Origin of the sequence: Nocardia macrotermitis (genome assembly GCF_009604405.1) — a bacterium.
In the GTDB taxonomy this organism is placed as follows: Bacteria; Actinomycetota; Actinomycetes; order Mycobacteriales; family Mycobacteriaceae; genus Nocardia; species Nocardia macrotermitis.
On the sequence record NZ_WEGK01000010.1, the window covers coordinates 74,959 to 88,548 of the forward strand.

General features: G+C 67.3%; 15 protein-coding genes. 4 read left to right on the top strand and 11 right to left on the bottom strand.

Annotated features, from left to right (window positions below):
* Window positions 1-24: 24 nt before the first annotated feature.
* The 5 genes from NRB20_RS22605 to NRB20_RS22625 form a co-directional block, all read right to left on the bottom strand.
* Window positions 25-1,257: a cytochrome P450 gene (locus tag NRB20_RS22605; RefSeq protein WP_153412270.1), complete on the bottom strand. Its 1,233-nt coding sequence runs from the start codon at window positions 1,255-1,257 to the stop codon at window positions 25-27.
* Window positions 1,258-1,269: 12 nt separating this feature from the next.
* Entirely contained in the window at window positions 1,270-2,007 is a 738-nt protein-coding gene (locus NRB20_RS22610; protein ID WP_319945274.1) for an SDR family NAD(P)-dependent oxidoreductase, read from the bottom strand.
* 29 nt (window positions 2,008-2,036) lie between these two features.
* On the bottom strand, window positions 2,037-2,399 hold the full coding sequence (locus NRB20_RS22615; RefSeq protein ID WP_153412681.1) for a carboxymuconolactone decarboxylase family protein: 363 nt from the start codon (window positions 2,397-2,399) through the stop codon (window positions 2,037-2,039).
* 371 nt (window positions 2,400-2,770) lie between these two features.
* Window positions 2,771-3,616: a mycofactocin-coupled SDR family oxidoreductase gene (locus NRB20_RS22620; RefSeq protein WP_153412274.1), complete on the bottom strand. Its 846-nt coding sequence runs from the start codon at window positions 3,614-3,616 to the stop codon at window positions 2,771-2,773.
* Between the two features lie 73 nt (window positions 3,617-3,689).
* A complete protein-coding gene (locus tag NRB20_RS22625) occupies window positions 3,690-4,787 on the bottom strand; it encodes a phosphotransferase family protein (protein ID WP_153412276.1) in 1,098 nt (365 codons plus the stop codon).
* 296 nt (window positions 4,788-5,083) lie between these two features.
* Between NRB20_RS22625 and NRB20_RS22630 the strand changes: the two genes are divergently transcribed.
* The 4 genes from NRB20_RS22630 to NRB20_RS22645 all read left to right on the top strand — a co-directional run bounded on the left by NRB20_RS22630 (window position 5,084) and on the right by NRB20_RS22645 (window position 7,796).
* Entirely contained in the window at window positions 5,084-5,395 is a 312-nt protein-coding gene (locus tag NRB20_RS22630; protein ID WP_153412278.1) for a hypothetical protein, read from the top strand.
* Window positions 5,396-5,444: 49 nt separating this feature from the next.
* The gene (locus NRB20_RS22635; RefSeq protein ID WP_153412280.1) at window positions 5,445-5,912 is read left to right on the top strand and encodes a pyridoxamine 5'-phosphate oxidase family protein; all 468 of its coding nucleotides are present in this window, start codon (window positions 5,445-5,447) and stop codon (window positions 5,910-5,912) included.
* Window positions 5,913-5,956: 44 nt separating this feature from the next.
* Window positions 5,957-7,027 (top strand): aldo/keto reductase, encoded by a 1,071-nt coding sequence (locus NRB20_RS22640; RefSeq protein ID WP_153412282.1) that lies wholly within the window; start codon window positions 5,957-5,959, stop codon window positions 7,025-7,027.
* A 109-nt stretch (window positions 7,028-7,136) separates the two neighbouring features.
* Window positions 7,137-7,796, top strand: a complete 660-nt coding sequence (locus NRB20_RS22645; protein ID WP_319945275.1) for a TetR/AcrR family transcriptional regulator — start codon at window positions 7,137-7,139, stop codon at window positions 7,794-7,796.
* A 37-nt stretch (window positions 7,797-7,833) separates the two neighbouring features.
* Here the strand turns inward: NRB20_RS22645 and NRB20_RS22650 are convergent, their stop codons facing one another.
* The 6 genes from NRB20_RS22650 to NRB20_RS22675 all read right to left on the bottom strand — a co-directional run bounded on the left by NRB20_RS22650 (window position 7,834) and on the right by NRB20_RS22675 (window position 13,556).
* Window positions 7,834-8,055 carry a hypothetical protein gene (locus NRB20_RS22650; protein WP_153412286.1) on the bottom strand — a complete coding sequence of 74 codons (222 nt, stop codon included), beginning with the start codon at window positions 8,053-8,055 and terminating at the stop codon, window positions 7,834-7,836.
* Complete coding sequence (locus NRB20_RS22655; RefSeq protein ID WP_153412288.1) at window positions 8,052-9,200, bottom strand: amidohydrolase family protein; 1,149 nt, start codon at window positions 9,198-9,200, stop codon at window positions 8,052-8,054. The genes NRB20_RS22650 and NRB20_RS22655 overlap by 4 nt, the downstream gene beginning before the upstream one ends.
* A gap of 217 nt (window positions 9,201-9,417) precedes the next feature.
* Window positions 9,418-10,395: an NADPH:quinone oxidoreductase family protein gene (locus NRB20_RS22660; protein ID WP_153412290.1), complete on the bottom strand. Its 978-nt coding sequence runs from the start codon at window positions 10,393-10,395 to the stop codon at window positions 9,418-9,420.
* Window positions 10,395-11,621: an acyl-CoA dehydrogenase family protein gene (locus NRB20_RS22665; protein ID WP_319945276.1), complete on the bottom strand. Its 1,227-nt coding sequence runs from the start codon at window positions 11,619-11,621 to the stop codon at window positions 10,395-10,397. The genes NRB20_RS22660 and NRB20_RS22665 overlap by 1 nt, the downstream gene beginning before the upstream one ends.
* Before the next feature lie 10 nt (window positions 11,622-11,631).
* Window positions 11,632-12,399 carry an SDR family NAD(P)-dependent oxidoreductase gene (locus NRB20_RS22670; RefSeq protein WP_153412292.1) on the bottom strand — a complete coding sequence of 256 codons (768 nt, stop codon included), beginning with the start codon at window positions 12,397-12,399 and terminating at the stop codon, window positions 11,632-11,634.
* 8 nt (window positions 12,400-12,407) lie between these two features.
* Window positions 12,408-13,556 carry an acyl-CoA dehydrogenase family protein gene (locus NRB20_RS22675; protein WP_153412294.1) on the bottom strand — a complete coding sequence of 383 codons (1,149 nt, stop codon included), beginning with the start codon at window positions 13,554-13,556 and terminating at the stop codon, window positions 12,408-12,410.
* Between the last annotated feature and the right edge of the window lie 34 nt (window positions 13,557-13,590).

The following is a 13,590-nucleotide window of genomic DNA, read 5'->3' on the forward strand; positions in this document are numbered from 1 at the left end:
TTTTTCTGCTGTTTCGGCTGATCGCTACCAGGCGACCGGAAGCTCGTAGATGCCGTACGCCTGCGAGTCCTCCTTGAACCGGAGTTCCGCCACACTCGTCGCCAGCCGCAGCGTCGGAATACGCCGGAACAGTGTGCTGAACACGACGTGCAATTCGATACGCGCCAACTGCTGACCGACGCACTGGTGCGGACCCCAGCCGAATGCGTGATGATGCGACGCGGTACGGGCCAACTCGAGCACGCCCGGCTCCGGGAACGCGTCGGCATCCCAGTTCGCCGCCGGCAGCGAGGCGATGATGCCCTCGCCCGCGCGAATGGTCTCGCCGCCGAATTCGATATCCTCGGCCACCGCGCGCCGGGCCAGCAGATGCGGAATGGTGAGATAGCGCAGCAATTCCTCGACCGCGTTCACCACGTATTTCGGATCGTCCGAATGTTCCCGCAATGCCGCGAGCTGTTCGGGGTGTTGCAACAGCAGCGCGGTACCGAGGGTGATCATATTGGCGCTGGTGTCGTGACCGGCGACGAGCAGGATATGCCCGAGTGGCGCGGCCTCGTCCATTTTCAGCACGCCCTCTTTCACCCGCGCGCCCAGATCGGACAGGACGTCCTCCTGCGGATCGTCCATCTTCTTCTCGATGAGGCCGCCGATGTATTTCAGCAGCGCTGCGTTCGTGGCCGCGGATTCCTCGGGAGTCTTGTTGACCGCGTTGACGACTCCGGCGTGTTCCTGGAAGAAATCGTGATCCTCGTACGGAACGCCGAGCAGCGCGCAGATCATCAGCGAGGGCAGCGGCAGCGACAGGGCCTCGTTCAGCTCGGTCGGATTCGGGCCCGCCAGCATCTTGTCGATCAGATCATCGGTGATCTGCTGGATCTCGGGCCGCAGTTTCTCCATCCGGTGCCGGGTGAAGGAGCTGGTCAGCATGCGCCGCCAGCGGGCGTGTTCGGGACCGTCGGTGTTGTTGATCGACGGCCGCATCTCGGCGGCGTGCGCCTTCATCGCCTCGGTGGTGTGCGGATATCCGGGCTTGCCGATGCCGGCGCTCAGGCGCGGATCCATCAGCAGGGTGCGTTGCGCGGCGTGGCTGGTGACCAGCCACGGCGTGGTGCCGTCCCAGATCGTGACCCGGCGAATGGGTTTGTCCGGATCGTGCATTTCCAGCAGTCCGGGCGGCGGCTCGAACGGGTTGTTCCCGGATCTCGGCGCCGGAAAATCGGGGAACCGGCCGGAATCGGTCGCGGTTTCGGTCATTGTCGTCACCTCTCAGAAGAAATACCGGCCGCCATTGACGCTGAGCGTCTGGCCCGTCACATAACCCGCTTCCTCGGAGGCGAGATAGGCGACCGCGTAGGCGATGTCCTCGGGCTGGCCGACGCGTTTCATCGGCATGTGGGGAGCGATCTGTTCGGGATCGAATCCCTCGCGCATCAGCGGGGTGTCCACGGTCCCGGGCGGGACATTGTTGACGGTGATGCCCTTGTCGATGAATTCGAGCGCGAGGGCCTTGGTGAAACCGATGACGCCGCCCTTGGAGGCCGCGTAATGGGTCACCGCCGGGCCGCCGGTCTGCGCCGAGGACGAGGAGATATTGATGATCCGCCCCCAGCCCGCCTCGAGCATATCGGGCATGAGCGCCTGGGTGACCAGGAACGGACCTTTGAGATTCACCCGGATTATCCGGTCCCAGTTCTCCTCGGTGAGATCCAGGAATACCGAATACTTGGTGATTCCGGCATTGTTCACCAGAATCGTCACCGGGCCGAGTTCCGCGCGGGTCTGCGCCGCGGATTGCCGCACCGTGGCGGTGTCGGCCGCGTCGCCGATCACGGCGATCGCTTTGCCGCCCGCCTCGCGAATCAGTGCGACGGTCTCCTCGGCATCGGTCTCGTTCAGATCCCAGACTGCGACCGCCGCGCCCTTGGCCGCGAGTACGGTCGCGATGGCGCGGCCGATCCCGCGCCCGCCGCCGGTTACGACCGCATTCCTGCCTTCATGTGTCACCGGGACTCCTTTCCTGATAAATAGTCCACTCAATCAGCGATGCTGGCGCTCTGCCCGAGTGCGGCGCGGGCCGCCTTCCGCGCGGCCATCGCGCGCGGGAAGCCCGCATAACCGCCGGAGTGATAGACGACCTCGGCGATCTCGTCCTCGGTCAGCCCGTTGCCCAATCCGATCCGCACGTGACTGCCGAACTCGTCCTCCGCGCCCAGCGCGATCAGGATGCCCAGCGTCACCAGACTGCGGTCGCGCCTGCTCAATCCCTCCCGACCCCACAGCGCCCCCCACACTCCGACCAGGCCGATCTCGGTGATCTCGTCCGCGAACAGGCCGTCCCGCAGCCCATCCGCACTCACCGAACTACCGGGATACGCCGCCCCCACGATCGCCCCCATCGTCTCCAGGCCCAGGGCATACAGATCGGTCGCGGCAGCCGAACCGGCGGCGGCCGGCGAACGGTTCTCGGTCATGAGGCAGGACTCCTATCGCGCACCCGCCACCCGAAACCAGACGACGAGAAGGCTCGGTAAGTTGTACCGATCGGTCAGACTAATTACGATCACCATACACCCCACCACCCAGTCCCGACATCAATCAATACACTTTTTTCGACACTCCCACCCAGCCGCACCCCCTTGCGGCGCCACCGCGGCCGACGATCCGGGGCCGGATACGCGAACGGCGTCCCGGCCGACCCTCGAACGCGTCGGCCGGGACGCCTTTCATCCCAGCGAAATATGTTGCGGCAGAGCCGTTTCGGACGACGTCAGCGGTTGGTGCGGCCGAGGTCCACGGGGAGTTGGATGCCGGTGACGTGGCGGGCCTCGTGGGAGGCGATCCAGGCTACGGCGGCGGCGATGTCTTCGGGTTCGCTCATCTGGTCTGGGAGGCTGCCCAGGAGCAGGGCGTTGTAGTCGAAGTCGTTTTCGATCATGGCGGGCAGGCCCGGTTTCAGGTCGGTCTTGACGCCGTGGGGGTGGACGGAATTGACGCGGATCCGGTAGCGGGCCAGTTCGATCGCCAGGGCCTTCGCCAGACCGGTGACGCCGTGTTTGGCGGCGACGTAGTCGGCGATCAGGGGCATCGGCTTGAGGCCCGCGACCGAGCTGATGAAGACGATCGCGCCGCCGGTGCCCTGTTCGATCAGGTGCGGGATGGTGGTCTTGGCGGTGTAGAAGGCGCCGTGCAGGTTGTGGGCGATGGTCGCGTGCCAGTGTTCGAGATCGATCTCCCAGGCCGGGGCGGCGGTGGTCATGCCCGCGTTGGCGATCACCACGTCCAGGCGGCCCAGTTCGGCGACGCCCGCATCGACCGCGGCGGACAGCGCGTCGTAATCGGTGATGTCGGTGCGGCTGGTGTAGATCCGGCGGCCCAGCTTCTCGACCAGGCGCGCGGTCTCCTCGAGATCCTCGGGCGTGGCCCCCGGATAGGGCGCGGTCGGCAGGTCCGCACAGATGTCGAGGGCGATGATGTCCGCGCCCTCGGCGGCGAATCTGACGGCCTCGGCGCGTCCCTGACCACGGGCCGCGCCGGTGATCAGGACGACGTTGTTCTCGAATCGGTGGCCGTTGGGCTTGTCGGGCAGTGGCGCCGCGGGAACGTCGATGGTCATCGTGAACCTCCTGATTGTCCGGACGGCGGTAGCGAATCCGGTTGTCCTGCTTGGGATGTGCTTCGCTGGGCGCTCACGACGAGCGCGCCTCGAGAATGTCCAGGGACTCCTGAACCAGAGCGGGCAGGACCGGCAGCATCCGACCGAGCGGACCGGTCGGCGACGCACCGCGTTTGAGCGCGCGCTTGAGCAGCAGTCCGGTGGCGGCGGATTCCTTGTAACGCACCAGGGCGTGGAACCAGTCCAGGTCGGGAAGCGTTGCGCCCGAGGCTTGTTCGTAGGTCAGCACCACCTCGTCGCGGGTGGGGGTGCCCGCGGGCGGGCCCGCCTCGGCGGCCGGATGTCCGGCGTCGTCGGTGAAATAGGTCAGCCAGGCCAGATCGATGCGCGGATCGCCGACCGCCCAGATCTCCCAGTCGATGATCGCGGACAGCCGCCGCTGATCGCACAGCGTATTGCCGAGCCGGAAGTCTCCGTGGTTGATCGCGGGCGGCAGCGGTTCGGGCATACTCGCGTGCAGGGCGGCCCCGGCGCGCTCGTAGTCGCCCCGCATCTCCTCCGGTAATGTCGTGAATGCCCTTGTCCAACGGTCGATCTCGTCGCCGAGGGTGATCACCGGCTCGTCGGCGAACCCGACCGATTCGGGACGCACGCGATGCAGTTCGACCAGCAGGCGGGCCGCGTCCAGATACCGGGCATGCACCACGTCGGGCGCGGGTCGGCGGGCGGCCGGGGTGAGGATCGGCTCGAGACATTCGCCCGGGACGAAGTTCATCGCCATGAACGGGGGCGAGTGCGGCGGTTGCCCCTCATCGGAGAACAGCACCGTCGGGGCCAGCGGCCGATCCCGGCCCCGCAGTACGCGCTGCACCCGGGCCTGCCGCAGCACGTCGCGATTGCGCACCGGCGGCAGACCCGGCGGGGCCACCTTGAGTACGACGGTCGTCTCCGCGCCCGCCTCACGCAGGTCGACCAGGAAGGTCAGGCTGGAGGTGCCGCCGGTCAGCGGACGGATGTCCGTGACGCGCACACCGGGCCGCCACCGTTCGGCCTGGTAGGTCACCCGGTCCCGAAGTTCTTGCAGCAGAGCCGAATCCGCGTCTGAAGCCGGAGCCGATCCCGATGCGGTGTCCCGCGCCGAGTCGTCCACGGCCGCCGTCTCGTCCGTCATATGCGGTCCCTTTCAGCAACAGATTCCGGGCGCGGCCGCCGCTCTCCGACGGCCCGCAGCACACTCCCTCGACCGGCAATCGAACGCTCTCGGCTCGACCACCCGCGCAACAGTAGATAATAAAGAATACTCAATACAAGCAACGGTTCCGATGGATGGAATCCCGACCGGCCAACCTCCCCCGGCTTGGCATGTAGGAAACCGCTCCGTGAAATCGCGAGCCGAAACAGGCTACCCATAGCAGTACACTCTTTTATACTCTGCCGAAGCTCGACGAGATACGCGAAGGAAGTCCGATGAAGCCACGCGCGGGACAAACACTCACCAGCACGGTCGACGCGACAGCGGTCGTGGTCGTGCGCTGCCCCGACAGCGATGTCGAGATCACCTGCGGCGGCGTGGCCATGGTCGACCCGAAGGCCGGCACGCCCGACGCATCCGGCACCGCCGACCCGGCCCAGCAGGCCGGTTCACAACTGGGCAAGCGCTACGCCGACGACGGCCTCGGGGTCGAGTTGCTGTGCACCAAGGCCGGACAGGGCACCCTCGCGGTGAACGGCACCCCACTGCCGCTCAAGACGGCCAAACCCCTGCCCGCGTCCGACTAGCGGAGCCGAAACAGACACTCCCCCAACCTGATACACCCGAGAGAGTCTCATGCCCGAACAACGACGCGGCCGCTCGATCGCGATGACCGACGCCGAACTCGACACCTTCCTGCGCGACCGCCCCGTCTGCCGGGTCGCCACCATCGGCCCCGGCGGCGCGCCACACACCAGCGCCCTGTGGTTCGTCTGGGACGGCGAGGCGCTGTGGCTGTACTCCATCACCCGCAGCCAGCGCTGGACCGATATCAGCAGAGATCCCCGCGTCAGCGTCATCGTCGACGACGGCGGCGCGGATTTCCGCGCGCTGTGCGGAGTCGAATTGCGCGGCACGGTCGAGCTGATCGGCGAGGCCCCGCGCACCGGCGAGCCCGTCGCCGAACTCACCGAGCCCGAACGGCTGTTCGCCGAGAAGTACAGCGGGGGAGGCGAACTCCGCTACGACGAGCGTCACGCCTGGTTGCGGCTGCGGCAGGAAACCCGTGTCAGCTGGGACTTCTCGAAGATGCGCACCGGATAGCGGCTCGGAAGATCAAGCGTAGAAAGCCAATTCGAGGAGAAGGCATGTTGTACCGCCGCTTCGGCAGCACAGGTGTGGAAGTCAGCAGCCAGTGTCTGGGCGCGATGACGTTCGGGAAGATGGGCGACACCGATCCCGACGACTGCGTCCGGATCGTCGAGCGCGCGTTGGACGCGGGCATCAACTTCATCGATACCGCCGACGTCTACTCCGGCGGGCAGAGCGAGGAGATCGTCGGGCGCGCCGTGCGAACCCGGCGGGATCAGGTCGTCCTGGCCACCAAGTGCTACTACCCGATGGGCGGCGACCGCAACGGGCAGGGCTCGTCCCGGCGCTGGATCGTCCGGGCGGTCGAGGCGAGCCTGCGCCGGCTGGGCACCGATTACATCGACCTGTACCAGGTCCACAAGCCGGACTGGCACACCGATCCGGAGGAGACGCTCGGCGCGCTGGACGACCTGGTCCGGCAGGGCAAGGTGCTCTACCTGGGCTCGTCCTCCTTCCCCGCGGACCGGATCGTGGAGGCACAGTGGGCGGCGCAGCGGCGCAACACCGAGCGCTTCGTGTGCGAACAGCCGCAGTATTCGATCTTCGCCCGCTCGATCGAGACCGCGATACTCCCTGCCTGCCAACGACATCGGATGTCGGTCATCGCCTGGAGTCCGCTCGCGGGCGGCTGGTTGACCGGCAAATACCAACGCGGCGAACAACCTCCGGCGGGTTCGCGTTTCGATCCCGACGGCCTGTTCATGTCCGGCCGCACCGTCACCACCGTGGCCGAACGCAGCGATCCGGTGCGTTTCGACGCCGTGGACGCGTTGCGGCGGATCGCCGGTCAGGCGGGCCTGACACCGACCGAGCTGGCGCTGGGATTCGTCTCCAGCCACCCGGCGATCACCTCCACGATCATCGGCCCGCGCACCATGCGTCACCTGGACGACGCGCTGAAAGCCGCGGACGTCGAACTCACCCCGGACGTGCTGGACGCCATCGATCGAGTCGTCCCGCCCGGCACCGATATGCCCGGTATCGACCACTACCTGCGGCCGCCGTCGCTCGACCCCGAAGCGCGCCGCCGTCCCGCGGGGCGACAGGACCTGGCCCGACACACCTGATCGCGACACGAAACGGGCCGCCCACCCGGGCGGCCCGTTGTTTCGACCACTTGTTCTAGTCTGCGTATACTCGCACCCGAGTACCAACACGCCGACCAGAGGGGACGATGTGGCCCGGCCACCAGGACACGGCCCGCAGTACCAGATCAAGCGGGACGAGATCATCGACACCGCCGCGGCGCTGTTCGCCCGGAACGGCTATGCCGCGACCGGCATCGTGGAGATCGGCGAGACGGTCGGCCTGGCCAAGGGAGCCCTCTACTACTACATCGGCTCCAAGGAGAATCTGCTGATCGAGATCCAGGAGCGGGTGCTCGATCCGCTGCTGGAGATCTCCGCCCGGATCCAGGCCCTCGAGGCCGCGCCGACGGTGAAACTGCGGCTGCTGTCCGAGGAACTGCTCACCGTGATCTTCGAACGCCTGGACCACATCTGGGTGTACGAGCACGACTACCGGCAGCTGTCCGAACCGAATCTGGAGCGAATGCTCAAGCGCCGCAGGCAGTTCGAGGAAGTCGTGCGCGCACTGCTGGTGGCCGCGATGGACGAGGGCGTGTTCCGGGAGGCCGATCCGAGCCTGGCGACGTTGCAGTTCCTCAACATGCACAACCACACGTACCAGTGGGTCAAGCCCGGGCAGCAGTGGACCGCGAGCTACCTGTCCCAAACCTATTGCCGCACACTGTTCACCGGATTCTCCGACGGCAAGTGCGATATCGAGGCGCTCGAGGCCGCGGTCACCGAACATCGGGCCGCCGCGTCGGCCTGATGCCCCGCGGCGCCTCACCACGGGGCCCGGCCCGCCGCTAGGAACCGAGCAGATCCGAAGCGGCACTGCGCAATGCGCGCAATCGGGAGTCCAGCAGATCCCGTTCGGCCGCGTCGCCCTCGCCCAGCTCGCCCAGGCGGTTCCGCACCACCTCGATCTCCTCGACCAGGCGGCCGTGCGCCTCCTCGCGAGTCAGCAGATCCAGCTCGGTCCAGTCCGATCGCTCGGATTCCGGCAGCCGTCCCACGCGCTCGCTCATGCCGGAATGTTGTACAGCCGACGGGTATTCAGCTCGACGATCTTGTGCACCTCGTCATCGGGCACGTCGGCGAGCGTCTCGGCCGCGTACGCCCGGCTCTTGGGCCAGTACGAATCCGAATGCGGGTAGTCGCACTCCCAGGTGATGCGGTCGACGCCGACGTGATGCCGCACCTCCACGCCGAACCGGTCGTCGATGAAGCAGCCGTGGAAATGCTTCATGAACAGCTCCGACGGGCGCACATCCTGATTCAGGTTCTGGTAGAAGCGGTGCCGCTCCCAGGTGTTGTCCATCCGCTCGATCAGATACGGCATCCAGCCGATACCGCCCTCGGACAGCCCGACCTTCAGCTTGGGGTGCCGATGGAACACCGGGGAGAAGATCAGATCCGCGGTGGCGAACATGGAGTTGCACGCGAACAGCGAGATGGTCACCGCGAACGGGGCCTCCGGGGAGGTCTTGGGCGGATTGCTGGAGGTGCCGAAGTGCAGGCACAGCGGCATATCGGTCTCCTCGAGCGCCGAGAACACCGGGTCCCAGTGGTCGGTGTAGGCCGAGGGCAGCCCCAGCGGCGTGGTGTACTCGGGGAAGGTGACGGCCTTGGAACCCTTCGCGGCCACGCGGTGGATCTCCCGCACGCTGGCCTCGACGTCCCACAGCGGCAGCATGCTCAGCGGGATCAACCGCCCCTCCGGGCCCGCCGGGCACCATTCGTCCAGGACGTAGTCGTTCCACGCCTGCACGCACAGCAGCGCGAGTTCCTTGTCCTGCCCCTCGAGGAACACCGTGCCCGCGAAGCGCGGGAAGGACGGGAAGCACAGCGCGCCCCACACCCCGTCCAGATCCATATCCCGCAACCGGGCCTTCGGGTCGTAGCAGCCCGGGATCATCTCGTCGTAGCGCGTGGGTTCCATGCCGAATTCGTCGAAACTCTTGCCCGCCACCGCATTCAGGCCGATGTACGGGTAGATCCGATCCTCGTAGCGCCACACCTCGGCGGGCGCCTGTCCCCCGCCGCGCTGCTGTTCCACGATGCGCGGACCGAGTTCGCGGTACTTGGCGGGCAAGCGGTCCGTCCACAGCGTCGGCGGTTCGATCAGATGGTCGTCTGTCGACAGCAGCTTCATATACGGCTGCAAGGGCATTGGTCTGCTCCCTCGTGATGATCGCGGCACGCCTGGGGCAACCGCACTGGAACGGGTTGCTCTGCTCTCGACGCACATTTCGGGCCAGCGGTACGCCGGTGCGGATTCAGTCTAGAACCGGAGCGTTATTGCGTGCACTGTTATCGTCCCGCTCAACGGAATTTCGCCTTGATAACGGCTATCTGGGTATTGCTTCTTCCAATTAAAGTTGTCTCTTTCAGTGGCCGATCATGTCCAGCACCACCTTTCCGGTGGTCCGCCGCTGCGCCACGGCGGTGAGTGCCTCGGCCACATCGGCGAGCGGGTGCACCGCCGAGACGTGCGGGTGCATGCCGTCGCGGACCATCGCGGACAGGGCGCGGGTGGCCGCGGCGACCGCTTCGGGGTTGTCGCGGCGCAGGAGGCGGATTTCGAAGCCGCGGACGGTCGCGTCCTTCAGCAGCACCAGGTTCAACGGGACGCGGGGGATCTCGCCGTCCGCGTAGCCGACGGTGACGAAGCGGCCGCCGTGGCGCAGGGCGCGTAGGGCGGCCTCGGAGTAGTCGCCGCCGACCGGATCGATCACCAGGTGGACACCGCCGTCGGACAGCTCGCGCAGTCTGGTCTTGAGATCCTCACGGCTGTAATCGATTCCGGCCACCGCACCCAGGTCGCGGGCGACCGCGAGACGGTCCGGCGACGAGGCCGCGGCGATCACGCGCATGCCCAGCCGGGTCGCGACGTCGACGGTGGCCGAGCCGACGCCGCCCGCCGCGCCCAGCACCGTCACCCATTCGCCCGCGACTCCACCGCCGATGGTGACCAGCGAGTGGTACGCGGTGCCGTAGGCGACGTGGAAGGCGGCGGCCTGCACCATGTCCAGGCCCTCGGGCACCTCGCGCAGCGAATCCGCCGGTACGACAACCTGTTCCGCGAACGCGCCGCCCATCGCCGAGCCCGCCACCGGGGCGCCGACCTTCAGATCGCTGACGCCGGGACCGATCGCACACACCTCACCGGCGAATTCGCTGCCCGGAATGAACGGCAGCGACAGCGGCACCTGGTACTGGTCCGCCACCATCAGCACGTCCGGGAAATTCACCGACGCGGCGTGTATCCGCACCGCGACCTGACCCGGACCGGGCTCCGGATCGTCCAGCTCGACGACCGAAAGTTTGTCGGGCGCACCGTATTCCGTGCAGTAGGCGGCTCTCATCAGGACCTTCCCGTGCTGGGCATCGCCGGATCGCGCGGCAGGCCCAGCACCTGCTCGGCGATCGTATTGCGTTGAATCTCGGCCGTGCCCGCGCCGATGGTCGAGGCCCGGGTGCGCAGGAATCCCCACACCCAGCGGCCGCGCTGCACCGCGTGCGGATCGTGCCGATCGAGAATTCCGTAGCAGCCCAGCAGATCCACCGCGAACTCGTGCAGCTCCTGCTCGAAGGTCACGATGAACAGCCGCGAGGTCGAGGACGCCGGGCCGGGTTCGCCCTTCGCGAGAATGTCGGAGATGGTGCGCATCCCGGTCAGCCGCATGATCCGCACCCGCATCTCGAATTCGGCGAGCCGATCCCGGATCAGCGGATCCGCGGTCGCGCCGCGCTCGTGCGCGAGTTCGATCAGCTCGTCCAGCACCCGCCGATACAGCGCGGCCTGATTCATCGCGCCGGCCGCGCGCTCGTGCCCGAGACTCGTGCGCACCAGCGGCCAGCCGCCGTTCTCGGCCCCGATCCGGTTCGCCACCGGAACCCGCACCTCGTTGAAGAAGATCTCGCAGAAGTGCGCGTCACCGGTCAGATCCCGCAGCGGCCGCACGGTGACGCCCGGGGAGTGCGCGTCGATCAGCAGATAACTGATCCCGTCCTGCCGCGATCCGGGCGGACCGGTGCGGACCAGAGTGAACAGCACATCGGCGATATCGGCGGCGCTGTTCCACACCTTCTGCCCGTCGACGACGTAGTAGGCGTCCACATCATCGGGCCCACCCCCCGCGCGCCGCGCGGTGGTCCGCAACGCCGGCAGATCCGACCCGGCCCCCGGCTCGGAATACCCTTGCGCCCAAACGGAATCGCCACGCAACATCGGCCGCAGATACCGATCCTTCTGCTCCTCGGTGCCGTACTTGATGATCGTCGGCGCGGCAATCCCCAACCCGGTCCCCAACGGCCCCGGCACCCGAGCCCGGTTGTACTCCTCCTGATAGATCACCTGCCGAGCAAAACCCAACTCCATCCCGCCATACCTGCGCGGCCAACTGGGACCGGCGAATCCGGCATCGAAAAGCGTTGCCAGCCAATCCTTCTGCCAGCGCAACCGATCCTCGGCCCGACGCGGCCGCCGACCGGGCCGATGCTCATCGAGGAAGGCTCGCAACCGGGCCCGGAACTGCTCGTCGGTCTCGGTGGCGTCGTGGTACCCCTCGTGCGGGGCTGTCGAATTCACCTCGCTGCCCTCAGCGCGGGGCCATGCGGATTGCTCCGTCGAGGCGGATCGTCTGGCCGTTGAGGTACGGGTTTTCCAGGAGTTCGACGGCGAGGCGGCCGAAATCGTCGGGGTCGCCGAGGCGTTTGGGGTGGGGGACGGTGGCGGCGAGGCTGTCTCGGATGTCCGAGCGCAGGCGGCCGAGCATGGGGGTGTCCATGATGCCGGGGGCGATGGTGTTGACGCGGATCTGCCAGCTGGCCAGGTCGCGGGCGGCGACCAGGGTCATGCCGTGCACGCCGGCCTTGGCCGCGGTGTAGGAGGTCTGGCCGATCTGGCCGTCGAAGGCGGCGACCGAGGCGGTGAGCACGATCGCGCCGCGGTCGCCGTCGGCCACCTCGTTCTCGGCCAGTTTCGCCGCGGCCAGCCGCAGCACGTTGTAGGTGCCGATCAGGTTGACGCGGATGACCTCCGAAAATGTATCCAGCTCACCGGGTTTGCGCTCGCGGTCGATGATGCGGGTGCGGTCGCCACCGCGGCCCGCGCAGTGCACCACGAACCGCAGCGGCCCCTGCTGCGCGGCGAGGTCCAGTGCGGCCCCCACGCTCTGCTCGTCCGTGACGTCCGCGCGCGCGAACCGCGCCGCCGAACCCAGTTCCGCGACCGCCTTCTCGCCCTGCTCCTCCGAGATGTCGGCCAGCACCACCTTGCCGCCGCGGTCGATGATCCGGCGCGCGGTGGCCAGGCCCAGGCCGGACGCGCCGCCGGTGATCAGTGCCGACGAACCGTCGATTTGCATGAGACTCCTTACAGTCCGAGGGATTTGCTGATGATGGTCTTGAGTACCTCGCTGGTCCCGCCGTAGATGCGGGTCACCCGGGCATCGGCGTACAGCCGCGCGATGGGCGATTCGAGGATGTAGCCGTAACCGCCGTGCAGTTGCAGGCATCGGTCGATCACCCGGCCCTGCACCTCGGTGCAGAACAGTTTGGTCTTGGCGGCGTCGGCGGGATCCAGCTCACCGGCCACCAGCGCCGCGATGGCGGCGTCCAGAAGTGACTGTGCCGCTTCGAGTTCCGTGACGACGGCGGCCAATTCGAACTTGGTGTTCTGGAAGTGCGCGACCGGCTTGCCGAAGACCACACGGTTCCGCACATAACCGGTCGTGAGCTCGATCGCCGCCCGCGTCTGCGCCACCGCGCCGACCGCGATCGCCAACCGCTCCTGCGCGAGATTGCGCCCGAGGTAGGAGAAGGCCGCCCCCTCCTCGCCCAGCCGATTCGCCACCGGCACAAGGACATTCGCGAAGGACAACTCCACGGTGTCCTGGGTGGGCAACCCGAGTTTGTCGAGCCTGCGTCCCACGGTGAAACCGGGCATCCCCTTCTCCACCACCAGCAGCGTCATACCCGCGCGGCGGTTGTCCGGGTCGTGCGACGTGCGGGCGGCGACGATGATCAGGTCGGCGTGGTATCCGCCGGTGATGAACGTCTTCGCGCCGTCGAGAACGTAGTGGTCGCCCTCGCGCACCGCCTTGGTCGCGATCCCGGCCAGATCCGAGCCGGTGCCGGGTTCACTCATCGCGATCGCGGTGTAGAGCGCGCCCGAGGCCAGTCCCGGGAACCAGCGCGCACGTTGCTCGGCGTCGGCCAGACCCAGGAAGTACGGCACCACCACGTCCAGATGGGTGCGCAGGCCGCCGAGGGTCACCCCGGCTCGCGCGCTCTCCTCCTGGATGACGACGTGATAGCGATAATCGCGCTGTCCCCCACCGCCGTACTCCTCCGGCACCGAGGTACCCAGGATCCCCAATTCGCCCATGTCCGTGAACAATTCACGCGGCACCAGGCCCGCCCGACGCCAATCCTCGTACTCGGGCACGACCTTGCGCGTCAGGTAGTCGCGGACCAGGCCACGGAAGTCCTCGTGATCCTGGGTGAACAGCGTGCGACGCATCATTCTCCTTCCGGCAGTGCATGTCACCGGATCG